Source organism: Microcoleus sp. D3_18_C4 (assembly GCF_036702355.1).
Lineage (GTDB): Bacteria > Cyanobacteriota > Cyanobacteriia > Cyanobacteriales > Microcoleaceae > Microcoleus.
The window spans coordinates 1-23,128 of record NZ_JAUBTF010000062.1 but is presented as its reverse complement, the minus strand read 5'-3'; the positions used below and the strand labels follow the sequence as shown (position 1 = coordinate 23,128).

The 23,128-nt window shown below is 45.6% G+C and carries 23 protein-coding genes and 1 pseudogene; 6 read left to right on the top strand and 18 right to left on the bottom strand.

The features are described 5' to 3' along the window. Positions 1-111: 111 nt before the first annotated feature. Positions 112-1,140: a hypothetical protein gene (locus QUA90_RS24530; RefSeq protein ID WP_333448172.1), complete on the top strand. Its 1,029-nt coding sequence runs from the start codon at positions 112-114 to the stop codon at positions 1,138-1,140. A gap of 205 nt (positions 1,141-1,345) precedes the next feature. On the opposite strand, the gene QUA90_RS24525 is transcribed toward QUA90_RS24530, so the two are convergent. Further along, positions 1,346-1,471 (bottom strand): hypothetical protein, encoded by a 126-nt coding sequence (locus tag QUA90_RS24525; RefSeq protein ID WP_333326474.1) that lies wholly within the window; start codon positions 1,469-1,471, stop codon positions 1,346-1,348. 226 nt (positions 1,472-1,697) lie between these two features. On the opposite strand from QUA90_RS24525, the gene hemC reads away from it, so the two are divergent. Together hemC and QUA90_RS24515 are read left to right on the top strand one after the other, a co-directional pair. Then, a complete protein-coding gene (gene hemC / locus QUA90_RS24520) occupies positions 1,698-2,669 on the top strand; it encodes a hydroxymethylbilane synthase (RefSeq protein WP_333293134.1) in 972 nt (323 codons plus the stop codon). A 358-nt stretch (positions 2,670-3,027) separates the two neighbouring features. Continuing rightward, positions 3,028-3,852 (top strand): S1C family serine protease, encoded by an 825-nt coding sequence (locus QUA90_RS24515; protein WP_333326478.1) that lies wholly within the window; start codon positions 3,028-3,030, stop codon positions 3,850-3,852. Between the two features lie 189 nt (positions 3,853-4,041). Here the strand turns inward: QUA90_RS24515 and QUA90_RS24510 are convergent, their stop codons facing one another. Beyond that, a complete protein-coding gene (locus QUA90_RS24510; RefSeq protein WP_333448171.1) occupies positions 4,042-4,215 on the bottom strand; it encodes a hypothetical protein in 174 nt (57 codons plus the stop codon). A gap of 45 nt (positions 4,216-4,260) precedes the next feature. Between QUA90_RS24510 and glgA the strand changes: the two genes are divergently transcribed. Next, positions 4,261-5,688 carry a glycogen synthase GlgA gene (gene glgA / locus QUA90_RS24505; RefSeq protein WP_333326480.1) on the top strand — a complete coding sequence of 476 codons (1,428 nt, stop codon included), beginning with the start codon at positions 4,261-4,263 and terminating at the stop codon, positions 5,686-5,688. 105 nt (positions 5,689-5,793) lie between these two features. Here glgA and QUA90_RS24500 read toward each other — a convergent pair whose 3' ends face one another. The 4 genes from QUA90_RS24500 to QUA90_RS24485 form a co-directional block, all read right to left on the bottom strand. Beyond that, the gene (locus QUA90_RS24500; RefSeq protein WP_333448170.1) at positions 5,794-6,222 is read right to left on the bottom strand and encodes a DUF1824 family protein; all 429 of its coding nucleotides are present in this window, start codon (positions 6,220-6,222) and stop codon (positions 5,794-5,796) included. Between the two features lie 219 nt (positions 6,223-6,441). Next, complete coding sequence (gene rnc / locus QUA90_RS24495) at positions 6,442-7,134, bottom strand: ribonuclease III (protein ID WP_333326484.1); 693 nt, start codon at positions 7,132-7,134, stop codon at positions 6,442-6,444. A 46-nt stretch (positions 7,135-7,180) separates the two neighbouring features. Next, positions 7,181-8,383, bottom strand: a complete 1,203-nt coding sequence (rnc, locus tag QUA90_RS24490) for a ribonuclease III (protein WP_333326486.1) — start codon at positions 8,381-8,383, stop codon at positions 7,181-7,183. Positions 8,384-8,489: 106 nt separating this feature from the next. Beyond that, positions 8,490-8,726, bottom strand: a complete 237-nt coding sequence (locus QUA90_RS24485; protein ID WP_333167612.1) for an HNH endonuclease — start codon at positions 8,724-8,726, stop codon at positions 8,490-8,492. Positions 8,727-9,356: 630 nt separating this feature from the next. Here QUA90_RS24485 and QUA90_RS24480 point away from each other — a divergent pair. Next, positions 9,357-9,500 carry a chlorophyll a/b-binding protein gene (locus QUA90_RS24480; protein ID WP_333082210.1) on the top strand — a complete coding sequence of 48 codons (144 nt, stop codon included), beginning with the start codon at positions 9,357-9,359 and terminating at the stop codon, positions 9,498-9,500. A 192-nt stretch (positions 9,501-9,692) separates the two neighbouring features. Here the strand turns inward: QUA90_RS24480 and QUA90_RS24475 are convergent, their stop codons facing one another. The 7 genes from QUA90_RS24475 to QUA90_RS24445 form a co-directional block, all read right to left on the bottom strand. After that, on the bottom strand, positions 9,693-9,908 hold the full coding sequence (locus QUA90_RS24475; protein ID WP_333082212.1) for a hypothetical protein: 216 nt from the start codon (positions 9,906-9,908) through the stop codon (positions 9,693-9,695). 106 nt (positions 9,909-10,014) lie between these two features. Beyond that, on the bottom strand, positions 10,015-10,233 hold the full coding sequence (locus QUA90_RS24470; protein ID WP_333448169.1) for a hypothetical protein: 219 nt from the start codon (positions 10,231-10,233) through the stop codon (positions 10,015-10,017). Between the two features lie 462 nt (positions 10,234-10,695). Further along, positions 10,696-11,088 (bottom strand): response regulator, encoded by a 393-nt coding sequence (locus QUA90_RS24465; protein WP_242715629.1) that lies wholly within the window; start codon positions 11,086-11,088, stop codon positions 10,696-10,698. Positions 11,089-11,447: 359 nt separating this feature from the next. Beyond that, positions 11,448-14,015 (bottom strand): PAS domain S-box protein, encoded by a 2,568-nt coding sequence (locus tag QUA90_RS24460; protein ID WP_333384240.1) that lies wholly within the window; start codon positions 14,013-14,015, stop codon positions 11,448-11,450. Between the two features lie 367 nt (positions 14,016-14,382). After that, positions 14,383-16,629 carry a glycoside hydrolase gene (locus tag QUA90_RS24455; RefSeq protein ID WP_333326492.1) on the bottom strand — a complete coding sequence of 749 codons (2,247 nt, stop codon included), beginning with the start codon at positions 16,627-16,629 and terminating at the stop codon, positions 14,383-14,385. A 192-nt stretch (positions 16,630-16,821) separates the two neighbouring features. After that, the gene (locus QUA90_RS24450; protein ID WP_006632519.1) at positions 16,822-17,058 is read right to left on the bottom strand and encodes a NifU family protein; all 237 of its coding nucleotides are present in this window, start codon (positions 17,056-17,058) and stop codon (positions 16,822-16,824) included. Positions 17,059-17,337: 279 nt separating this feature from the next. Further along, positions 17,338-17,988, bottom strand: coding sequence for a DUF3386 domain-containing protein (locus QUA90_RS24445; RefSeq protein WP_333167621.1), 651 nt, complete (start codon positions 17,986-17,988; stop codon positions 17,338-17,340). A 320-nt stretch (positions 17,989-18,308) separates the two neighbouring features. Here QUA90_RS24445 and QUA90_RS24440 point away from each other — a divergent pair, with 320 nt between their 5' ends. Next, on the top strand, positions 18,309-19,847 hold the full coding sequence (locus QUA90_RS24440; RefSeq protein ID WP_333448168.1) for a PAS domain S-box protein: 1,539 nt from the start codon (positions 18,309-18,311) through the stop codon (positions 19,845-19,847). A 406-nt stretch (positions 19,848-20,253) separates the two neighbouring features. On the opposite strand, the gene QUA90_RS24435 is transcribed toward QUA90_RS24440, so the two are convergent. The 5 genes and pseudogenes from QUA90_RS24435 to QUA90_RS24425 form a co-directional block, all read right to left on the bottom strand. Next, entirely contained in the window at positions 20,254-21,063 is an 810-nt protein-coding gene (locus tag QUA90_RS24435; RefSeq protein ID WP_333384236.1) for a GAF domain-containing protein, read from the bottom strand. 316 nt (positions 21,064-21,379) lie between these two features. Then, positions 21,380-21,631 (bottom strand): zinc ribbon domain-containing protein, encoded by a 252-nt coding sequence (locus QUA90_RS30555; protein ID WP_445242795.1) that lies wholly within the window; start codon positions 21,629-21,631, stop codon positions 21,380-21,382. A 95-nt stretch (positions 21,632-21,726) separates the two neighbouring features. Then, complete coding sequence (locus QUA90_RS30550) at positions 21,727-21,954, bottom strand: transposase (RefSeq protein WP_445300142.1); 228 nt, start codon at positions 21,952-21,954, stop codon at positions 21,727-21,729. Further along, the gene (locus tag QUA90_RS30545) at positions 21,906-22,043 is read right to left on the bottom strand and encodes a hypothetical protein (protein ID WP_445300141.1); all 138 of its coding nucleotides are present in this window, start codon (positions 22,041-22,043) and stop codon (positions 21,906-21,908) included. The genes QUA90_RS30550 and QUA90_RS30545 overlap by 49 nt, the downstream gene beginning before the upstream one ends. A 134-nt stretch (positions 22,044-22,177) precedes the next feature. After that, positions 22,178-22,747: pseudogene (locus QUA90_RS24425) on the bottom strand (ISAzo13 family transposase). Positions 22,748-23,128 lie beyond the last annotated feature (381 nt).

Here is a 23,128-nt window from a genome sequence, read left to right as displayed (position 1 = left end):
AGGGTGCTCCGTGCGTACCTGACCGTTATTGTATGATATATCTTAACTCGCACTCGCCTCTTACAAGATGCTATGGTTTTTTTGCGCTGACCTACTTAGGGGGAAATCAGGATGAGGAGAAGATGGCTATTTGCGGCGATTTTTGCTTGTGTGGTGACTGCTTTTACGATTCCCTTCGGGATAGCTTCGCTTCACGCACCTTTGACACCAAACTCAGCGTTAGCAAGGACTGAACTCCCGATTACAGAAATCCGCTGGTTTAATTTTTCCCCTGAAGATAGCTGGCAACCGATACAATTTATTGTACCCGATCGCAATACTGCAAAATCTGCCGGCAGCCGCAAGTTGCGGTTGTACGATGTTCATATTGCCAAGATGTTTGAGATTTCTCATTTTCTGTGCGATCGCGATCGGGCTTCTGAGGGTTACAATTGGTCTTATCAAGCAGAAAATGGCAGTATTGAGATGGGACGCTTCAAAATTACCTGCAATCTCGCCCGTTCCATAGCAACCGCTTACGGCTTAGGAAAACCCGAAATTACAGTGATTCGCCGCAACTTCAACCTGAACAACGGTCGCCCTTCTTTTGCGCTAGAAAAATACTCGATTCCCACTCTCAACATTGCTAAAAATAGAGTTGTGCAGTGGAGGGAGTTTGTGCAAAAGTTTCCCTCACTCCCCGATAACTCAGGTGCAAAACAGGCTAACAGTCGTTTTCCTGCGAGTAACATCTTCAGACAAATCAAAGGCAAAACGCGAGTGCCTGTTTTTCTTCCGAGTAGACTTCCTTTATCTGACATTCAGCAACTTGATTTTGATGTGCAAGCCGGTGCCAACGGTTACATTGTGGGAATGTATTTAGGCAAAGGATGCCGTGCGGGAGCTTGTTATTTCGGCACAATCGAAGCTAAAAGAAATGAACCGTTTTCGCCTCCTTCGCGATTGCCGCAGGATACTTACAGAAGCGTTGAATTGGCGGGCGGATTCAGGGGGATTTATTTCAATAATTGCGGTGCTTACTGCACTGCTTTTGTGGAGTGGCAAAGGCTGGGGGTGCTGTACCGAGTCACAAGGAAAAACGCACGGCAGCAAGAAGTTGTCCAGATAGCAAATTCTGCACTTCAAGCAGGACAGCGTTAAATTTTGGTTAGAAATGGAAAAGGTACGCGCCAGCGAAGCTATCTTCCCGCAGGCGTTCCCCAAGGGTAGGGAATCGTCCTTTTGTCAAGGAAGCTGGTAAAAATAAATACGATCGACCTTTTCCCCTCACAACTACATTTCTCTCCCCAAATCTCGCAACCTTTGAGCTAATTCTTTCTCGCTGCAGCTAAGCTAACTCCTCATGTCAACCAGGTTCATCCGGCTCGACCCTAGGTAAATCGTACATCGCCGGCAGCCTTTGCTTCGGAATGTCGATCGCCCCCGTGCCAGCGACGCCCACTGCTGGAGGGGAAACATCATCAAGACTCACTGCTACTGGCAGTCATACGATTTTAGATTTTAGATTGGCAAGGGCTTATTATGTAAAGGTTTGGAGCTTGCCTGCCGTTGCATCCTTTGTTCAAACAGGCGGTCAAAATCTGGTATTTCTATTTGATCGCCCGAATTATCCCAACCAGCAATTAAAGTCCCCACCTGCGGTACGCTAGATCAGGTGAATATATTGGCTGATTTCAAGCTATCCTCCGATCGATCTTATGTCCCCAACCACATCTGCCCCTTCCCGAACCGTTCGCATCGGTTCCCGCAAAAGCCAACTCGCTCTCGTGCAAACCCACTGGGTGCAAGAACAGCTACAGAAACACTTCCCGCAACACACTTTTGAAGTCCACACCATGTCCACCCAAGGGGACATAATTCTTGATGTCGCCCTCGCTAAAATTGGCGATAAAGGACTTTTCACCAAAGAATTAGAAACGGGGATGATTAACAATGAAACGGACTTTGCCGTTCATTCCCTCAAAGATTTGCCTACCAATTTGCCCGAAGGTTTGATTTTAGGATGCGTCACCGAACGGGAAAATCCCGCTGACGCCCTGGTAGTTCACTCCAAGCACAAAGACAAGCAACTTGACACCCTCCCAGAAGGTTCAGTAATTGGCACTTCTTCCCTGCGGCGGCTGGCTCAACTTCGGCATCATTTCCCTCATTTTGAATTTAAAGATATTCGCGGCAATCTCAATACTAGACTCGCTAAATTAGATGAGGGCGGTTACGACGCGATTATTTTAGCAGTTGCCGGCCTCGAAAGATTGGGAATGGGCGATCGCATCCACCAAATTATCCCTGCTGAAATCTCCCTTCACGCCGTCGGACAAGGTGCTTTGGGCATCGAATGCCGCGCCGGAGACACAGAAATCATGGCACTGATTAAAGCTCTCGAACACTCGGAAACCGCCCAAAGATGTTATGCTGAACGCGCATTTCTGCGGGAATTAGAAGGCGGCTGTCAAGTGCCGATCGGCGTCAATACCAAAATAGAAAACGGTCAATTAACCTTAACCGGAATGGTATCGAGTCTCGACGGCCAGCGATTCGTCAAAGATACTGTTTCCGGCGCCGCCGAGACTGCTGAAATGCTGGGAATTGACCTCGCTCACCGACTGCGCCAACAGGGTGCTAGTGCAATTTTGGAGGAAATATTTGTCGAAGTTCAACGTGGTTCATAAAACCGATCCGCATCTCTTTGTAAATGCTTTGAGACGCAATATATCGCCTTTTGTAAAATAAAAATAACAGGCGGTTTGCTTTGGCTTTCACAGGTAGAGTAGCAGTCTGATTGTAGATTTTTGATGGGATTTTAGGTAGGACTTGTGCGATAGATTTCAAAAATATCTGACTAATTTAGGACGCTCCGCACGGGTGTTAAGCAACCCGGTTTCTGATGTAAGTCTCGCTGTATAGCCCAAGATTTATGGTAAAAACCGGTTTTTTTTCGTAAGTCCTATAATTCTTAACATCCCCATCCAAAATCTACAACCACACATCCAAAATTAATCAGCAATTTATTTCAGGTAAAGGCCCAATATGAGCGCTAGAGAAATTCAATTAAAGCTGGAATTGAAAAAGGTTCAGCAACTATATAGCAAAATGCAAGCAGACCAACAAGCTTTGCAGAAGCAATTGAAAGAGTTCAAAACTCAAGCCGGAAGTTTTTCGGATGTAGTCGAGCAAGTCTTGCCGTCCTTAGTTTCAATTTACGTCATGGATTGGGATACAGAAGAAGAGATTTCTTCAGGAAGCGGGTTCTTTGTATCGCCGGACATAATTGTCACGAACTATCACGTTGTAGAGGATATTGCCGATCAAGATTACTTCTATGAAGAAGATGAAATCGAACAGGTTTTAGTCGAAACTCACGACGGAAAATTGAGATTGGCCGAGGTGGTGTTTACTGGTAATGCTGAAGAAGATTTAGCATTACTCTTAATTAGCGATTTTACCTTCGACCCGAACACAGGGGAACAAGTGGACTCTCCCCAAGAATATCCTCCCCTAGAGTTGTCTTTTGATGTGAAAGTGGGAGATAGAGTAATTGCCGTCGGCAATCCTTTGGGGCAGTTTGCTTCAACTGTAACTCAAGGTATTGTGAGTGCAATTCGCGAACCAGAGGAATATGAGGAAGGCGACGATGAAGATGATGTTGCTGAGGTGAAGGTGTTGCAAACTGATGCGGCGATTAATCCGGGAAATTCTGGCGGCCCGTTGATTAATATGGCTGGTCAAGTGGTTGGTGTGAATACCTGGGGATTGGAAGATGCCGACAGTATTAATTTGGCGATCGCCTCTGAAGCTTTGGATGATTTTCTAGCGGGATTTGAGGAGACTTTTGAGGACAATTCTCAGAATTAGTTGGGAGTTATCCGTAATATGTGATTCGGGCGATCGCCCTTTTTCTGAGAGGGGATGGAAAAGGCGATCGCTATTTCCTTAATTACATTACTGATGGCTTTGCGTTGAGTTTTACTAATGCGTAAAATTTCTCAAACAGCATACTATTTTTGATGTTTACGTCACTCAGAAAGTGACATATAAATTTGATTAGATTCTGAAAATTGTCGCGGGAGGGGAGTCCCGGCGATCGCTATTTTTTTCACCGCACAGCAACGCGGATGGAAAAAGGGCGATCGCATTCTTGAGTAAACTGCGATCGCTACAGCAACTCAGATTTATACTTGTTTTTGGCAGGCGCGTTAATATTGTGCCACTCGCCATTTAAACTTAATCTAGAGTAACAATCTCAAGGAACACAAAAAAATAATGCGTATTTTATTTGTATCCGCCGAAGCATCACCCCTCGCCAAAGTTGGCGGCATGGGAGATGTCGTCGGCGCTTTGCCGAAATTTCTGCGGCGCATGGGCCACGATGTCCGCATCTTCATGCCCTACTACGGTTTCGTCCCCGACAAAATGGACGTTCCCAAAAAACCTGTTTGGGATGGGTCTGCCATGTTCCAAAGCTTCTCGGTGTTTGAAACTGTTTTGCCGGGAACCGATGTACCTTTATACTTAATGCAACATCCATCTTTCTTGCCGCGCCGCGTTTACGGCGGTTTAGATGAAGATTGGAGGTTCACTTTCTTTGCCAATGCTGCGGCTGAATTTGCCTGGAATCACTGGAAGCCCCAAATTATTCACTGTCACGACTGGCATACGGGGATGATACCTGTTTGGATGAGCCAAGACCCCGATATCAGCACGGTTTTTACTATTCACAATTTAGCTTATCAAGGGCCGTGGCGCTGGCGTTTGGAGCAGATGACTTGGTGTCCTTGGTATATGCAAGGTCACAATACAATGGCTGCCGCAGTACAGTTTGCCGATCGAGTAAATACAGTTTCACCGACTTACGCGGAGCAAATCAAAACCCCAGCTTATGGGGAAACTTTGGAAGGTTTGCTGTCTTACCTCGGCGGTAAAGTATCGGGCATTTTGAACGGAATTGATACAGAATCTTACAACCCAGCAACTGACAAGTACCTCCATCAACAATTTAGTGTTGATACTATTGAAAAGCGCCCCGCTAATAAAATTGCGCTGCAAGAAGAAGTCGGCTTGGAAGTAAATAAAAATGCCTTTTTGATCGGCATGGTGACGCGGCTGGTAGAACAGAAGGGATTGGATTTGATAATTCAAATGCTCGATCTGTTCATGGCCTATACGGACGCTCAATTTATTGTACTCGGAACGGGCGATCGCTACTACGAAACCCAACTCTGGCAAATGACAGCCCGCTATCCCGGTCGGATGTCCACCCAACTACTTTATAACGAGGCCCTCTCCCGGCGCGTTTACGCAGGCTGCGACAGCTTCCTGATGCCCAGCCGTTTCGAGCCCTGCGGCATCAGTCAAATGCTCGCCCTCCGCTACGGGTGCGTGCCAATGGTTCGCCGCACCGGCGGTTTAGTCGATACCGTTTCCCACAACAACCCGATCGACAATACTGGTACCGGTTACTGTTTCGATCGCTACGAACCCCTCGATTTGTTCACCTGCATGATCAGAACTTGGGAAGGTTTCCGCTACAAAGATAAGTGGAGAGAACTGCAACAGCGTGGCATGAGAGAAGATTTTAGCTGGGATATTTCTGCCCGGAAATACGTCAACTTGTACAGCGATATTTTGGGATTGCCACCCGAAGGAATCGCACCGGAACAAGAACCAGAATTGATCGTTGGCAAGGGTTAATTGGTAATGGGTAAGTTGACTGTTGACAGTTGACTGGTGACAGTTGACTGTTGACAGTTGTTATTTGTTAGTTTTTGGTTCCAATGCCCAATGCCCAATGCCCAATTAATCAATAAATAAATCGAGAGGTAAATGACCGTAAGTGCCAGTAACTCCATCTTCTGAGGCAGATTGACACGAAATCAAAACGCCCCGGTAAGTTCCGGGATAGCCGTCAACATAATACGAACCCTTCAAAGTATTGAACTTAATATAAACCGAACCAGCAAAGGTCGAGACAGCATTGGGATCTAAAACAGCTTGATATCCCAAAGCTTTCAAATAAGATTCTAAAGCTAAAAAACCCTCATCCGTAGAAGAAGCGCACACTCCCAACATTTGATAATCCGACAAACTTGCTACCAGCAAAATTGCTTGACGGAGTGCCTGTTTTTCCAGCGGCGATGCTACAGATTGCATATCCAGACAAGTGAAATCTTTGAGGATTTGCTGTGCTTCTTCAACAGTTAGGCTAGTCGGGTTTTGAGTAGACATGAATTGCTCTGATATTTCTCAAAATTACGATCGACACTGGGGTACTCGTTAACGAATTTCTGCCCTTGTAACCCTCGATCGACGGCGGTAAAACTTGCACAAGTCCTGATTATAGCCCATTGTGTGCTCTGGCAATCAATTCGGGCGATCGTCTTCAATGGCTTAGCCAACGCCCGAATCGCAGAAAAAAGCTAGTAGTTTTTACCCGCGTTTTCAAGTTTAGATCAGTCCGGGTTTTTTCAGCTTTGCTAGCGCATCTTCTGCCGCATTTTTCTCAGCATCTTGTTTGCGACGACCCCTGCCAACACCGTACATTTTACCGCTGACATACACTTCAGCAGTGAACTCTTTGGCATGATCCGGGCCTTCCTCATCAATGATTGAATATTCAGGGTTTTGACCGAATTTTGCCAGAGCCCACTCCTGAAATCGATTTTTAGAGTCTACAAGGTTTTTCTGCCCAGCATCGGACTGAGGGTAAACCATACTATCAGCAACTGGAATAAACAGCTTTTTAACAAAGGCGCGGACAGGTGTAATGGTTGAGTCGAGATAGTACGCACCAATAATCGCTTCAAAAGTATCGCAAAGCAAAGAGGGATTTTGGCGACCTTTATCTTGTTCTGCCCCTTTTCCCAGGCGCATTAACTTGCCTATACCTAGTTGCTCAGCAAACTTTGCTAGCTGATCCTGATCGACTAATCCAGAACGCAAGCGAGTTAATTGAGCTTCGCTAAAATCTTCATAGTGCTTGTACAAGATTTCGCCAACTAGATAACCTAGGAGGGCGTCGCCGAGGAATTCTAGTCGCTCGTTATGTTCGCCTGCTTCGGGGTGTTCGTTAACATAGGAACGGTGGGTTAAAGCGCGTTGCAAGAGCGATTCATCTTTAAATTTTGGAAGTTTGTACATTTTGATGTCTGGACTTGCTGGGAAATTAATAGCATGGAAAACGTTTCTATATTAGCCTGAGTTTTTTAAGTGCGTCTTCAGCCGCACGTTTTTCAGCTTCTTTTTTACTGCGACCACTTCCTTGACCGTACACCTTACTATTTACGCGCACTTCAACAGTAAATTCTTTAGCGTGATCTGGCCCTGCCTCGTTGATTGTGATGTATTGAGGGGTAATTGGCCCAATATTCTGCTGTACCCATTCCTGAAACCGATTTTTTGGGTCTCCAAGAATGTTAGAGTTCGGTTCTGGCCCAGAAGAAATAAGTTCTTCCACTACTGGCGTAAATAGCGGTTCTACAAAATCGCGGACTGCCTCAATGCCAGAATCGAGAAAATATGCGCCGATAATTGCTTCAAAAGTATTGCTGAGCAACGACTCTTTAGCAGTACCTCCACTTGTTGCTTCACCCCTGCCTAGCAGCATCCACTGGCCGATATCCAAGGCGACAGCAAACTTTGCCAATTGCTTGTCTTCCACCAACGAGGAACGCAGGCGAGTTAGATCGCCTTCATTTTTATTTGAGTAGTGGCGGTAGAGATATTGGCCACTTAGAAAAGTCAGCAAGGCATCGCCTAGAAATTCTAATAGCTCGTTGTCTTTGCTGACTGCTTTAGGATTTTCGTAAAGGTAAGAGCGGTGAGTGAGTGCCTGATTTAGCAGATCGGCTTCCTGAAAAGGTAGCCGTTTTAGTAAATCGCTCAATCTTTCTCTAATGCGGTCTTCTTCAGCAGAAAAATGGCGATTTTCTTGACGAGTTTGTTCTTGAGACAGGAGTTGCAGGACTTCTTGCTGTTGCTTTTCTACTTCTTTAATATCGGCTTGTGGTGCGGAGACAGCTTTTAGTAGTCGGGCAATACTATCCAGGGCGCGATAGGTGTTAGCGGTGGAAAATGGGACTTGGTGTGCCCAATCGTTGCGGACTTGGATAAGTTCAGTTACCAGGCCGTTTCCTGTAGAATTTAGCTTTTCGTTGAAAACTTTATCCCACTGCTTTGACATGACTAACAGCAGCATCGCAACATCTTCACTCAGAATACTCTCTGCTGATTTTTGTTTCAATGGTTTATGCTTAGGTAAGCAGGACTTAGCCTCTTTTTCCCAGCTATTGCTGTAAACTCCCTGCATTTCCTGTTTAAGATAAGGATACAATCCCTGACATAAGAGGTTTAAAGCTCTGTCAACTCGTTCGCGATTGCTAATAGCCATGTGTTGTTTTTTCAGAATTTTCTTTCTTGTTGCTACATTAAAGGTTCTGAATTTTTCGGAAAACCCGGTTTTTTAAAGAAACCGGGTTTGTAAACTAAGATGTTACCTATAAACAATTACCCTTTACCCAGTTGGGAGGGTAGAGACTGTTTCCGCGAGACTGGTTGCATGAAAGACAAGCAAGTCGTAGGTTTTCTATACAGTCAGATCCACCGCGACTTTTGGGGCGCAAATGTTCGATAGTCAGTTGATTTTTTGGGAGACATTTACCGCACCACCAACAGTTCTGACCATAATCATCGATCAGTTTGTGCTTCTTGTTATGCTTCTGCTTTGGATTCATTTCGGTTTCCTTTTGCTTGTTGTTTACAACAGCATTGAAACATCAGTTATCCAGCACATAAGGAATGTTGCTTAGGGATTGGCAAGAGATGAATATTCCCAAACAAATAAGATTTAAAAGTAGGGATTAATGCTACTTCTAATTTACTTATCTTATATGGATAATTTGCTGTCGGAAAATTCATAAATGAGAACAACTCACACTAAGCAAACACTTTTCAGGTGACGCTAGGTGTGAGCTGATGTCTCATCTACCGTATATGTAAATATTCTTAGTATGTATACATCTATATGAGATTAATAGACAACTGCAATAGATATTTAGATAAATACTTAGCAATGTTATTTACTAATCCCATATTGAAGCATATATGTAAAAAAATATACATATACGATAGGTGAGACAGCAGCCCACGCTTGGCACTGGAATTTTGATGACCCAATGATTTCGCTCAAGCCTAGCAGACAGCGAAGCTCGATGTCAATCTCTCCCCCCGCGAGCCCCTCTCCCTGCGGGATCATCCCGCTGATCTCCGGCATTTGAACAGTCAATGTAAAAATATGTTGCAAACTTTGTACTGCTGTGTTAAGTTTAGTTACATAAGGTTGAAATTAAACGAGGTTTCTGGTCATGGAAAACAAAAACGCAAAAGTTGGCTTCACTGAGTTTGCTGAAACCTGGAACGGCCGTTTGGCAATGTTGGGCTTCGTTATCGGCTTAGCTACCGAATTCCTCACCGGTCAAGGCATTCTCTCTCAAATCGGTTTGATGTAATCAGCTTAACTGCATACAATAGCTGAAATTCAGGCGATCGACCCCATCACAAGTGCAAAAGCCCCCCCGCTAATAAGTCCCCTTCACTTCACACCGAAGGGGCTTTTGCATTTTTTATCCAAAAATCCCACAGAGGGCACAAACAAAAATCTTTTCTGTCTCAATATTTATCGCCAGACTAACTCCAGCAAACTAAGCAATTCCTACGGAATCCAAAATCCTCAATTTAGGAGTCAAATTCGCAACCTTCACCAAACCGTCGCGTTTGTGAGTGCGGGCGCTGTTACTACGTAAAATCATCTCCGACAGATCCGGCATTTCCTGCCAGCAGTGCGAGCAGAACCAATAAACGCGATTGTGGCGAGCGTGGCGGAGCAATTGAGAGGAGCAACAAGGGCAACTATTCATGATATTTTAAACCTTTTTTGAAGATATGGAGCGATAACCCAATCATTAGAGAGATTCACGAATGCCTGCACTTCTCAATTCCAGGCACCAAAATAAAAAATCTTTTTCACTCACAGCTTTGAGTGTCGCGCAAGTAGCACTTTTGGAGGCCCAACAGTAACATTACAATCAAAAGCTGAACACTCCAAGGAGCCCAAGAGAAACCCCAAATAAAACAACCCAGCCCGGCCCAAGCCACAAGAACAAAAATATCTTGAGAGGTTTGCCAGTAAACCCAGACTGCTGCCAGAGAAACTATTAGTAGCAAAATGTAAGCTGAGGGCATAGTCGTCTTCTCCCAATGTGTCTGCCAACAGTCAGGAGCGATCCCTGACGTTCTGCTTAAACATAAAACTAAAACCTGAAGAACTTATGAAGACGAGTGAGTTGTTACAAAAAGTAAAATAATCCTGCTAGCTTATATTTTCCCGATACATCAGTAGGAATACTGTTCTCATGGCTGAGGCCGAATTCGGTTAAATGAACTCACTACCCATAGGGATTTAGGCATCCCTAATTGGTATCAACTTCACCCCAATACCAACAGGGTTGAAACTGATACCGGACTGAGGTTTTTAGTCTTAAGCTGACAGGACGAAAGGTACGGCGCCTAAGTCGCTACATATATCCTGTCCGATCGCCCCGATTCGATCTAAGGAACCATACCAAAGAAACCAAGTTTTTTTAACTCTCTTTGCCTGCAAAACTACTGCTTGAAAAGCTGCACAATTCAATGCGCGCGATCGATCTATTCTTGCTCCCAGCCCAAAGCCTCAGCGACCTGAGCGGCCAAAAACATCGGTTCAAAAGGCTTAGCAATCACGCTCACCACCCCCAAATCCGCGAACATCCGCCTGTCCCCAGCCAGAGCCTTAGCCGTTAATAAAATTACCGGAATGTGCTGCGTAGCATTATTAGCTTGTAACTGTAAAAAAGTAGTAGGCCCGTCTTGGTCGGGCATCATCACGTCCAATAGAATAGCATCAGGCTGTTCGGCAAGAGCCTTAGCAACACCCTCGCGACCCGAACTCGCTGTCAGGACTTCCCAGCCCCCCACCAGTTCAAGACTGACTTGAGCTACTTCCCGAATATCTTCCGCATCGTCAATAACCAAGATGCGCTTGGCAGTCAAAATTAACATTTTTTTATGAATGAGAACTGATCATAGATTAGAGGCGAAATGTGAATATTTTGTAAAGCAAATTATCTTACCCGATCGGACTGTACAGTAAATTTTCAAAACTGTATAGCAAATGTTGAAGGAAGAAGGAACAAGGAAGGCCTAAGTTGCCATCGACAGCCAGGGTTTCAACTAAGATCGTCCTAACCGTCTGGCGCAGTTGCTGTACAATATCCCACCCAAAAATAGCCGCTTTTCGACCTCAAATTGTGCTTTTTGCCCCCAGTCCCCAAACTGCAGAAAAGGCTGAGATTGTTTATCGATGACTCGATCGAACAATCTGCACAAAATCAGTAACTTTGGGTACACCTGCGTAGAAATTAACTTTCAGTTGCCAGCCCCTCCGTCAGAAGTGGCAGACTTAAGAAAAAAGTGCTGCCCTCCCCCACAACGCTCTCCACCCACATCCGCCCCCCGTGCTGCTGCACGATACTGCGACAAATAGCCAGCCCCAAACCAGTACCTCCCTTCTGGCGAGAATCAGAAGCATCAACTTGTTGAAAGCGTTCAAAAACCATCTCCAGCTTGTCTGGCGGAATACCCCGCCCTTGGTCTTTCACAGCAATCACGATGTACCACGAGCTCGGAACTGGCAAATGCGGAGGCGCGGCGGCAGGCTCAGGAGATAACAAAGACGGAGACGACACCAACTTGTGCGCTGCTTTTTCTGCCACATCCAGATTGTGGGTCAACTCCCCACTCAGCCAAACCGTAGCGCCGGAGGGAGAAAATTTTATAGCATTACTGAGTAAATTTGTCAAGGCTTGAATTAGCCGATCGGGAACAGCTTGCAATTGCGCCCCCACAGGCTTCACCGACAGAGTAACTCCCGCCTGCTGAGCCATTCCCTGCATCTCGTCAGCCGCCTGCAACATCAGCTCAGCCACATTGCAAGTTTGTTTGATGACAGTGCTGTAACTCGACTCCATCCGCTCTAAATCCAGGATGTCGTTGACCAACCGCACCAAGCGGTCAGTATTAGTGACAGCAATCTCCAGCATCCGCTTAGCTTTCTGGGGGTAAGCGTCCAGCAGACCGCTGTTGAGGAGGCCGAGGGCGCCGTGAATTGAGGTCATGGGCGTCCGCAGTTCGTGGCTGACAACAGAGATAAATTCATCTTTCATGCGCTCGACGGCAAGCCGCTCCGTGATATCTTTAAAATTCACCACAGCTCCAATAATTTCGCCTTCTTCTCGCATCGGAGCGACAACGTACTCAACCGGAAAACTGCTGCCGTCTCGCCGCCAAAAAATCTCATCGGTGACGCGCCGCGCCTCTCCGTCTTCCAAGGTGGCTAAAATTTGAGAACTTACCCGGTTCGGCAGCAGTTTGCCCGCCTGCTGTGCGGCGCAGTGTGGGACAAGTTCAGAGCCTGAATTGATGTTTGTTGCAGGTGACAGTTGCTTGATGGCCCTTGAGCATTCTTCCTGTGCACGGTGTAAGCTTTCATAGAGTGGTCGATCGATCAATTGCTTCGATTCACACCCAGCCATTCTCACCGCCGCAGGATTGACAAAAGTTACTTTTCCCTCTTTGTTCAACCCGCAAATTCCTTCTCCTGCGGAGAACAAAATCATTTCTGTTTGGTGACGGAGTTGTTCAAAGGCTTTTTCGACTCGCTTGCTGTCGCTGATGTCGCGAGAGATTGTCGAAACCCCCGTTACCGCTCCAGTGGCGTCTTTAATCGGAGAAATCGTCAGGGAGACATCTATCTGTTGACCATCTTTCCGCAAGTGTACGGTTTCGTAATGGTCGATGCTGGCTCCCGCCCTAATATTTTCCAATATTTGAGGCATTTCCTTGGGTCGTTCGGGTATGGCTAAAATCTCGATCGACTGGCCCTTGATTTCCGCAGCACAGTAGCCGTAAATCTTCTCTGCTCCTGAGTTCCAGCTCTGAATTGTCCCCGCGAGGGTTTTGCCGACGATGCCGTCGTCTGAAGACTCAACAATCGACGCCAAGCGCACGAGTTCGTCTCTAGTTTGCTTGTGTTCGGTAATGTCGCGACCCAAAATCACTATACTTTTGCGTCTCCCGTCGGGGTGAAATACGGGTACTTTAATCACGTCGTAGATTTTCACAGTACCGTTTGAGCGGAGAATCACTTCTTCTCCCCTAGAAAGCTCGCCTTTTTCCCACGCTTCTCTATCGCTGACCTCGCACGCCTGTAGGGCCTCGCGGTAAAAACTGCTGAGTTCTCCTAGTTGAGAATCTTTGAGACCGCGGTAGTCTATTTTTTCTAGGTCGAACACTTCCAAAATCGCTTGATTTGCCTCCAGCCACCTGCCCTCGCCATCTTTGAAGCACACAATATCTGGCATGGCATTGATCAGCGAGTTGAGATAGGAGTTTTCTCGCAGTGCAGTTTCTACCTCCGCCCGCTTGGCGATTTCCCGTTGCAGGTTTTCGTTTGCCGTTTGCAGCGAGTCCTTTAACAAACTTTCTGTAAAATTCCGTTCTTTAATTACTTCTTGAAGTCTGTGGAGTTCTACCGACAGTCGCCTGCGGGCCAACAAATTCTCTACCCGCAAGTGCAGTTGGGTGGGTTCGACAGGACTTACTATCACCTCGTCTATTCTGCGTTCGAGTTGTTTGATCTGCTGCGAAAATGGCTGCTCAGCAAGAGCAGGCGTTTGGGATTTACTAACCAGCAAGAACGGTAAAAATATCGGTTCGGCGGCAGTTTTTAATGCTTCTACCAGCGGCCCGATGCGATCGAAATTTGCCTCGTCGAGAATGCACAAGTCAAAAGCGATTGGGGGAATGGGAAATTCGGAGTTGGGATCTAAAGCGCGATCGAGTACGATCACCTCATGCTCGGTGTTGAGGTGGGCGATCGGCAAATTAAGTTGTTGGTGGCGATCGACCAATAGTAAAATGCGGCTCATGAGTTTGTTAATTTGCCCATGCCTAATGATATGATGTGCGGTAAATTAAGTATTCGTTAGTAGTGAGGGCTAAAGTCCTATTTTTTATGAGGATTGAAGCCCTCACTACCCACAAGTTTTATAGCGCTAGATCGACCGGACGCGATCCGAATGATGAAGGCATTAGGCAGCCAGAGTAGAAGCCCCTATTCAATAATAATTGATAATTATTTAATTGTTTGTTCCTTCAAACAAGGGCTAATGACTAATGACTGTTGAATGACTGTTGGCGGGGGCGGGTTTATATGTATTTGGGTTAGCAGTTCTACTTTGCTCGTGAAACCCGCCCCTACACCCTAATGACTAAGGACTAATGACTAATGACTTTTTACGGCATTCCGATCGGAATCAAAGAATCGAACGGCATACAGCTAGAGTAACGACTCCCTTCCGATAAAACCGCAATCAGCCTCACCTGCCAGTCGGGCATAATCTGCAAATCCGCCCAGGGCACTGCTACCTCCAAACATTTATCCACTCCCACTTGGGCGCGGCTAATGCGGGGCTGCCACTCATCCCCATCTTCTGCTTCCTGAAACCAAATCGATTTCGTCAGCAAATTAATCTCTAACTGATGGTGGTATCTATAGTTTAGCGGTGCTTCGTCAGGCAAACCCAACAGCGGAATCAGACTGTTGTTCATCGTGCGATCGGGATAAAACCAGAACAAATTTAACTGCTGCGGGCAATCAATTCCCGGCCGCACCCCTACCTTGAAGTCGGCACGAATGTAAAAATTCAAGTGGTCAACCCCGTACCAAAGGCGCTGAATTGCCGAACTCCGGTGCATCGTACCCCTTGCTCCCCCAACTTCAATCCGGCCGGCTTTGTCCCAATCCTGTTCGTTGCCGATACCGTCAATCACCGGGTGAATAAAGCTCAGCGGCAGGTGGTCGCCTTGAACCTCGTGCACCTCTACTTGCCGTCGCACTTCTGGGGGTACGGGCTCGCCGAGAGCTTCGTAAATTCCCGCTACGTGTTCCCGAAATAGCTGGTCGAACATAGCATCTTGGTTCGACGTGTGGCCTTCGCCAAACCACCAGAACCAGTCGGAACCTTCGGCAGCGTAAAGCGCTTCCCAAGCTTCTGGGTTGTTTTCTTCTGTGGCCTCTGGATGGTTTGCCAGCATTTGTCTCGCAGGCCCTAACAAGTCCCAAGCGCGATTTTTCGCGGGATCGCCGATCCAAGTTGTGAGGGAACCGTCTACCCAGGAACCAGTGTGCAGTTGGGCTGCGGGAATTGTTTCGGTTGCTGGGAATTTGTCAAGAAATTCCGAGACGGTGACTAATTTGATATCTGGATTGTCGCTGAGAGTTTGATAGAGGGATTCTAAGAATGGTTTGCCGTCTTGGGGATAGAATTCCCAGCAATTTTCGCCGTCTAGGGCGATCGTCACTAACCAGGGATTTTCTAAAGCGGTTTGACCGTCGGGTTGTCGGTGTTTGAGAGTTCTGCCGATCGCTTCTAAGTGTCCCACTAAATCTGATGCTGCTTTTTCCGGTTCCATCGAACCGTAAGTAAACCCGATCAAGTCGGACAATCTGTGGTCTCTAAATACTATGGCTAAATCGCCGTCAGGAGTTTCTAAACGGTAAGGGCGATATAAGAATTCTGGTTCGTAAACATTCCCTGTCGCGTCGCGGTGGAAAAAGTGTTTAATTGTCCACCCCAATACTGCTTCGTCCGAGACTATCCATTTAAAGCCTTGTTTGGCAATGTAGGGCAAAATTTCCGGGCTAACTGCTTGTTCCGACGGCCACAAACCGCGCGGTTGGCAATCAAACCGGTCTTCATACATTTCCCAGGCTTTTCTCAGGTGTCGGGGAATATCTTCTGCCCACTGAAACCGGTGTTGTGGCAGCGTCATGTTTGGAATAGCTATGCGGCCGCCATTAGTGTCGGCAAGCAGCGGTAAAATCGGGTGCGTGTAGGGGGTTGTGGAGACTTCCAACTGTCCCTCAGCTTGCATTTTACGGTGCTGGGGAATGATGCGAGCGAGGATTTCTTTTTGTTTTGAGTAGATGTTTTTTCTGTCTACCAAACTAAAATTTTGTCCTTGTTTTAGCCACCCTGCAATATCGGGGTCGTCCCAAAACAGCGGGTCAATCCAAGCTAAATTGTGCCAAGCCAGCAAGTCGCTAAAATCCTGCAATTTCCAGTTTTCCAAACACCACTGAATGCCTTTTTCCTGCCGCTGAGTGTAGAGTTGAGCGTAGCGGGGGTGCGGCTGAATCAGAGTGTGGTAATTGGCGTCAAAAAAGTGTTCTAAAATGAACTCTTGTTCTGGGAGGGTTAAAATTTCTGCTGACTTTAATGTCACCGTCAAGTAAGGGTCTAATGCTTTGTCTGCGATGCAGTCTTCTATCTGCAAAATCAAGGATGGAACCAAGTTTACGGTTTGATGCAGTTTGGGATATTTTGCCAGCATTAGCACTAAATCCAAGTAGTCTTTGACTCCGTGCAAGCGCACCCAAGGCAGTCGGTACTGGGCGGCTCCTGCGCTAGCTGATACTCTGGATTTATAGAGCGGTTGGTGTTGGTGCCAAATGAAGGCTACATAAAGGGGGTGAGACATTGCATTTAGTAATTGGTAATTGGTAATTGGTAATTAAATTGGGTAATTGGTAATTAAATTGGGTAATTGGTAATTGGCAATTAAATTGGGTAATTGGCAACAGTCAACGGGTAATTGGCAACTGTCAACCGTCAACCGTCAACCGTCAACTGCCAACTACCAATTGCCAACTACCAATTGCCAACTGACTAATTACATTACCTGTTCGACTTCAGCAATTTCTGGGATAGCCTCGCGCAGGCGACGTTCAATGCCCATTCTCAGAGTCATTGTGGAACTCGGACAAGAGCCACAAGCTCCTTGCAGTCTCAGGTGTACCACGGGGCCGTCAATTTCTACGAGTTCGACGTTGCCACCGTCGGATATCAGGTAGGGGCGCATTTCATCGAGAACTGTTTCGACGTTATCTCTGGTTAGTGCTAGTGTCATATTTCGCCTCTGTGATGATTTATTGCAGTTGATGAAAGTTCGATTTGACTCAAGGACAGCATTCTCAACCGCGCGAGATTTAAGAAACCGGGTTTCTTGAAAAAAGACTTGCGTACTCAGATGAGCTGGCTGCCGTAAACCCGGTGTCTGTCACGCTGATGCTCGATCCCAATTCGCTCTCTCGTTCGATCGTAGCGTTACTTGCCGCCAAATCAAGTTGATTCTGATACGTTAATCAAAAAAACCCGTTTTATTTAAGAAATCGGGTTTTTGATCGCGCTACACTACTGCTGGTTCTAGCAGTTTGACATTGGAGTAGTTGAACTCGGTTGTTGTCAATTGACCTTTTTCTTTGGCTCGAACTACTTGTTTGGTCATGACATAATAGTCGCCTATCTTGTCAAAGGTATCTTCAAATTCGAGTTCTTTGATGATTTCGTCGGTTTGAGGGTTGCGGAAAACGGCATCGTAGTGGCTGGCCAAAGAACCTTCGGGTGTCTCTAAGCTTTTGTGCGTGTCAATTACGAAAGCCATGCGGCCCATCACCCGGCTGACTTGACAAATTGAGAGACCTCGGATTTTATAATTCGATCCCATTGAGTCGCCTTGCACCAAGATGTCCACAGCGTCGGTGCTGTCTTTCTCGCCCAGGGTGAAGCTATTTTTGCCGTGAGATTTTTCAAATGTCGAGCGTTTGCGGTGGGTGACAATATCGCGCATTTGGGTGTAGACGCTTTGCTGCACTTCCTCATCTTCAATGCCACTGACTTCCACGCTCATGTCGGGTTTGATGGAAACATGACCCGTATATACTTCGTCGCCCTGTTTGAGTTCAATATCGGCACTGTAACCGGGAAAATTGGCATCCCAGGTATAGCGGTGTTCGTAAGCAGCGCGAAACAAATCGCGAGCGTTGGCTTGCTCTGTCATAAATCCCTCTTTCTCTTGACACCCATCTAGTTTAGCTTAACCGCGAGAAGCCCTACATTCACTGGGTAGGGGAGTTACCCGCACTCCTGGCGAGCACTTTTTGGGGGTGCTGCTGGGCTGGCAATTAGGGCGCAACAAGAATTTACTTTCTCTATCGGTTGCTATGATTTGAAGAGAAAGTCCCAAAATGCCTGGTTATTGAGAGCGCGATTGGTCGATCGCCAGACACCAGTCTTAGTTATGGGTTCTGTTGAAAAAACTTGTGTCCGCTTTTTAGGGGTTGCACCCGCAGGCAACTATTAGATTCCCCCCTTAATAAAATGCTAGAAACTGTCTACAAACACTTAGAAACATTGCAGGAACAAGCTAGGGAATTGCCACACCCTCAACAGGCAATTTTTACAAAAATTTTGGAAGATTTATCAACTTCTCTACAAGAAATGGCAGGCAGCCGCTTGTTTGAAAGCGCCACAAATAACGCCGCGAAGCTGGTTGAACTTGAAAAAAATAATCGCCTATTGGAACGCACTGTAGCCCAGCAAGTAGGGCAAATTAGACAGCTACGGGAGCAGTTGGAAAAACAAATCAGCCAGCATCGCAGGGACAATCAAGCATTAACTAAAAGTGAAGCCAAACTGCAAGCTATGCTGCGTAATTCTCCGGATCTAATTAGCATTATTGGCTCCGACGGACGAGTTCGATACCACAGCGGATCTCTACAGCGGCTTTTGGGTTACAATCCCGAAGAAAGAATTGGCAAATTTCACGGCGAGTTAATCCATCCAGACGATTTGCTGGCTTGGCAGACGTATTTTGGTAAGTTGTTAGAAGCTCCCGGAATTGGGGGGACAATTGAATATCGGAAACGCCATGCTGACGGTTCTTGGATCTACATGGAGTCGATAGGTAACAGTTTGCTTTACGATTCTAGCGTGCAGGGAATTATAATTAATTCGCGGGAAATAGGGGAACGAAAGCAAGCGGAAATTGCAGTCCGAGAGTCGGAACTCCACTACAGAGTTATGTCGCAAATTACTTCGGATTTTGCCTATTCTTTTAAGGGGCAGCCCGACGGCAAGTTCGCCTGCGAGTGGGCGACAGAAGCTTTTGAGCGCTGCACCGGTTGCGTTCCTGAAGAATTAGAATCGTTTGGTTGGTGGAACTCTGAACTCGTTCATCCAGACGATAGGGAAATGTTAATTAAACAGTTAGAAGGCTGTACTTTCAGCCGCACTGGAGCTAATGAGTATCGCATTATTAATCAAAAAGGCGAGGTGCGCTGGGTGCGGGACTACTGGCAAGTGGTGTGGGACAAAACTGCTGAACGGGTTGTCCGTTTGTGGGGTGCTTGTCAGGAAATTACCGATCGCAAGCAAGTAGAATTGAAACTACAACTCGTTAACCAAGTTTTGCAAGCCCAGATAGCATCGGCGCCGCTGGCGATTAACTGTACCAGCAATGACGGGAATACCGTTGTTTGGAACCGCGCCGCCGAACAACTTTTTGGCTGGACTGCGGCTGAGGTTTTAGGGAAACCTTTACCAAATATTCCTGAAGGCCAAAAGCAAGATTTTTACGCGCTGCTAAAGTCTGCGTCTAATGGCAAACCGCAAAACGGTTTGGAAATATCTTTGTTGAAAAAAGATGGTAGTTCGATCAATGTTTGGCTTTGGGCCGCACGTGTGCGAGATGCGGGCGGCCAGACTGTCGGCAGTATCAACATATTTTCTAATCTTTCAGAACGCAAGCGCATAGAGGAAGAGCGCCAAAAACTAGCAGCGATGAAAGATATGGAGGAACCTTTTTGGGCGCGCTATGTCAGCCCTCCAAAAACTCCGAAAAAAAAGGGCGGCGGGTAATTCTATCAAGCACAAGTTAAAAGCATTAAAAGTGCAAAAGTGTAATCTTATGCTTGCAATATCCTTTGCGGTCAAATAACCTATTTGATGTGAGTCGTTCGAGCGGACATAATATGATAAATACACCGCGCTAAGCTGTTGTGCATTTAAATAGGGTGTGAGGATTTGGTGAAAGGGAACAGGAAACGGGAAACGGGGAACAGACAATATGTAATTTAAATGCTCGACAGCTTACTACGTGTACTAGTTGCTATGCTGTACTGTGTAAAACTATAATTCCCTAAAAATAATTGATGAACCAGCTATCGAATTTAGTGAGGGAATCTATCGATAAAGTGTCAGGTTTTTCCTGGTAAAACTTGTGGAAACGTAAATATTAGACTTGTTAAATACGCCACTAGAAGGTTTACTGATGCCCCGATTTTTCCTGACTCCTGAAAGTGGCTAACTCTGCGTGAGTTTGGCAAGCTTCACTTAACTCAATGTAATCTAAGATATTGGAAATTACCTGAGAAAGATGAATAGCTGAACGGTGAGCTTCTTGGATAAAATCTCTCTCCTCTATGGGATCGTCAGCTTGGTCGTCTATGGTTAGTTGTAGATAGCCGATGATGTGATTTAGGGGAGTGCGGAGCTCGTGGGACGCCTTCAACAAAAATTGCTTTTTGAGCTGGGATAGTCCTTGTACTCGCTTGGTGCGCTCTTGGTAGAGGGTAGCAAGGGCGATCGCACTTCCTACTTGCTCGGCAAGTTCTTGTGCGAATTCGATCTGGGATTGAGTCCAAGGTCGATCGGTCTTACCCTTTCCCGACGATCGACTTTTGCACTGATGCAAGCTAATTATGCCGTTAGGTTGCTCTTGGTAAGCGGTAGCCACCACTAGCAGCGACTGCGGCCCAAAAGAGTCATTGGCTGCAAAGGACTCTACTACCACCGGTTCGAGGGTGGCTAGAGCTTGAAGGAAATGAGGTGCTGCTGTGAGCGAGATTTCCATTCCCAGCATGGGTAAAAATGGTTCTTGGCAGTATTCAGCAGCTACTTTGACTTGCAGGCTAGAACTTTCATAGGGACAAAGGATACAGCGGCTGACGCCTAGTGTTTCTCCCAGACTGTTAACTGTTTGCTGCCAGATAGTATTGAGATCCAATGTTCGACGAATATTTCTGCCAATTTGGAGTAAAAGCTTTTGCGATTGAGCTGATATTTGCTGATTCATAGCAACCCTTTTTCTACTAGACTGGCAAAAGTTTACCACTCCGGCAACAGAGCAGGGAGTTACTGAATTTGCCAGCCTGCCGCTGTCCGACTTATTGATTACGTAATTCTACTTAAATATTGCCACAGACAGTCAAACATTACTAAGTATTTGCGGTGTCTTTACAAGATCTTTATGATTTTCACATAGAACGGAGAGCGTCCTGTTTTCGTGAACTACCCAGCGCTGACATAAAGGTACAGCGTGAGCTTCTGACTTCAACGGGGATTGCGTCAACTTAGACTTGCGTCCCCGTCTCGGACTCACATCCCCTCCTCTACTCAGCAGTCCTGCTTCCCAAGACTGATAGCATTCTGAGTCCTTCTGCTCTAATATTTGCTGAAGCGTTGCCATCTCTATCGTGATGGGTACCACAACTAGGACAAGTCCATGCCCTAACATCTAATGGCATTTCACTCACCTGATAGTGGCAGTTTGAACAGAGTTTCGAGCTAAGGAAGCATCGGTCAATCTCTACCAACACTTTACCTTCACGGTCTAGTTTGTACTGCAAGAAATTGACAAACATCCTCCAACCTACATCAGAAATTGCTCTCTTCTAGTTTGTGCTTACGAACCATGCCCTTTGTGTTGAGACTTTCGACTACGATGACTTGGTGATCGTCAACAAGCTTTCAAGGGTAGCTTATGTAAGTAGTCTTGACGGACATTGCTAATTCGTTCGTGAACCCTAGCAACCAGTTTCCTGGCTTTATTTCTAGACTTGCTTCTTTTCTCCTTTCGGGCTAGTTTTTGCTGCTTTTTTTTCAGGTTGCGTTCATGTTTTGCTAAGAAATAAAAAATTAATAACTTGATTGATGATTGAGTTGAGGTACGGCTCGATAATTCCATCTGGGTAAATATTCATCAAAAGCAATTTTCACATTTATTTTGAAATCATCAGTCACCTCTCGACCAATTTTATAGATTTTATCTGCCACATTTACAACTACAGATAGACCATCGTTAGTTAGTGTGAGTTTTTTCCATGAGACTCTTGACTAAATCTAGACTTGTAAAAAATACTCCTGGCTCAGGTTTGGTAATATGAGGGAAGAGTCGATGTTTAATGGAATTATAATTTAGAGCTATAGGGATGATAATGAGCAATTTTGAGCTCAATTCCGATTTTATCTACTAACTTTTGTAAATCTTGTTTAAAGATATAATGATTAGCATTATTGCTGCCGCCACCATCACACTTAGCTCAAATCGAATTGGGATTAGGATAGGTAGCTTTTCCATAATTGTTCCACCAGTGTTTGATGGATTCACAACCAAATTTACTGGTCTCCTTACTGTTACCTAATGTTACATAACCTCGATTTTTTTTGCAATCGTAAATTCCATGTGGAATCACTTTCCAGCAACCTAAACTCCAAAAATCATGGTCTAAAGTAATGACAGGTTCGGTTGTATAAAAAGTAGCGGGACGATACAAATTACCTAAAACTTCTTTCTTTTTGGTATCAAAACTAATAATGGAATTGCCTGCTTCTCCATACTGTGTGTCGAGCATGGCAATATTGTAAAATTGAGCATTACGATTTTTATTAGTTCCTATTGTTTGCTTTTTTTGTGTTTTTTGGTTGACATATCCATGCTTTTTTAAGAGTTTATTTACTAGGGAAGACTGATAATAAATCCTATCGACTTCAGTCCCTAAGCTATTTCTTTATGTGTTAAATTATTCCCTTAAATTAACTCATTCATTGGGTCTCCGGCTGTCGCAAATTTTAAAACTTATAAAAATGCGGCATCAATTCCGATTTGGCTAGAAAAAATACTTTTTCTCCCATCGGCACAATTTATAATTCTTGAATTATTGACTGTCTCTATCTGTTGCTCCATTTTTTTTAAATCTTCAATTCCATAAACCACGGTATTGCGACTACATCCCCAAAGTCGTATTATATAGCTAATTCCACCCCAGCCCAATTTTTGAGCCTCTAAGCTGTTGTGCCTTTAAATAGGGTATAATAAAAAATTAGTTTAGTCAATTTATACAAAAATGCCAGCTAAAAAC

Bases quoted from the DNA above. Each gene is read 5' to 3' on its own strand.
- QUA90_RS24475 (WP_333082212.1), bottom strand. From the start codon at position 9,908: ATGAATAGTTGCCCTTGTTGCTCCTCTCAATTGCTCCGCCACGCTCGC.
- QUA90_RS24435 (WP_333384236.1), bottom strand. From the start codon at position 21,063: ATGAATCAGCAAATATCAGCTCAATCGCAAAAGCTTTTACTCCAAATT.
- QUA90_RS24530 (WP_333448172.1), top strand. From the start codon at position 112: ATGAGGAGAAGATGGCTATTTGCGGCGATTTTTGCTTGTGTGGTGACT.
- rnc (WP_333326484.1), bottom strand. From the start codon at position 7,134: ATGTACAAACTTCCAAAATTTAAAGATGAATCGCTCTTGCAACGCGCT.
- hemC (WP_333293134.1), top strand. From the start codon at position 1,698: ATGTCCCCAACCACATCTGCCCCTTCCCGAACCGTTCGCATCGGTTCC.
- rnc (WP_333326486.1), bottom strand. From the start codon at position 8,383: ATGGCTATTAGCAATCGCGAACGAGTTGACAGAGCTTTAAACCTCTTA.
- QUA90_RS24470 (WP_333448169.1), bottom strand. From the start codon at position 10,233: ATGCCCTCAGCTTACATTTTGCTACTAATAGTTTCTCTGGCAGCAGTC.
- QUA90_RS24455 (WP_333326492.1), bottom strand. From the start codon at position 16,629: ATGTCTCACCCCCTTTATGTAGCCTTCATTTGGCACCAACACCAACCG.
- QUA90_RS24500 (WP_333448170.1), bottom strand. From the start codon at position 6,222: ATGTCTACTCAAAACCCGACTAGCCTAACTGTTGAAGAAGCACAGCAA.
- QUA90_RS24515 (WP_333326478.1), top strand. From the start codon at position 3,028: ATGAGCGCTAGAGAAATTCAATTAAAGCTGGAATTGAAAAAGGTTCAG.
- QUA90_RS24485 (WP_333167612.1), bottom strand. From the start codon at position 8,726: ATGAATCCAAAGCAGAAGCATAACAAGAAGCACAAACTGATCGATGAT.
- QUA90_RS24445 (WP_333167621.1), bottom strand. From the start codon at position 17,988: ATGACAGAGCAAGCCAACGCTCGCGATTTGTTTCGCGCTGCTTACGAA.
- QUA90_RS30550 (WP_445300142.1), bottom strand. From the start codon at position 21,954: ATGGAATTATCGAGCCGTACCTCAACTCAATCATCAATCAAGTTATTA.
- QUA90_RS30555 (WP_445242795.1), bottom strand. From the start codon at position 21,631: ATGTTTGTCAATTTCTTGCAGTACAAACTAGACCGTGAAGGTAAAGTG.
- QUA90_RS24465 (WP_242715629.1), bottom strand. From the start codon at position 11,088: ATGTTAATTTTGACTGCCAAGCGCATCTTGGTTATTGACGATGCGGAA.
- QUA90_RS24450 (WP_006632519.1), bottom strand. From the start codon at position 17,058: ATGACACTAGCACTAACCAGAGATAACGTCGAAACAGTTCTCGATGAA.
- glgA (WP_333326480.1), top strand. From the start codon at position 4,261: ATGCGTATTTTATTTGTATCCGCCGAAGCATCACCCCTCGCCAAAGTT.
- QUA90_RS24440 (WP_333448168.1), top strand. From the start codon at position 18,309: ATGCTAGAAACTGTCTACAAACACTTAGAAACATTGCAGGAACAAGCT.
- QUA90_RS24510 (WP_333448171.1), bottom strand. From the start codon at position 4,215: ATGGCGAGTGGCACAATATTAACGCGCCTGCCAAAAACAAGTATAAAT.
- QUA90_RS24480 (WP_333082210.1), top strand. From the start codon at position 9,357: ATGGAAAACAAAAACGCAAAAGTTGGCTTCACTGAGTTTGCTGAAACC.
- QUA90_RS24460 (WP_333384240.1), bottom strand. From the start codon at position 14,015: ATGAGCCGCATTTTACTATTGGTCGATCGCCACCAACAACTTAATTTG.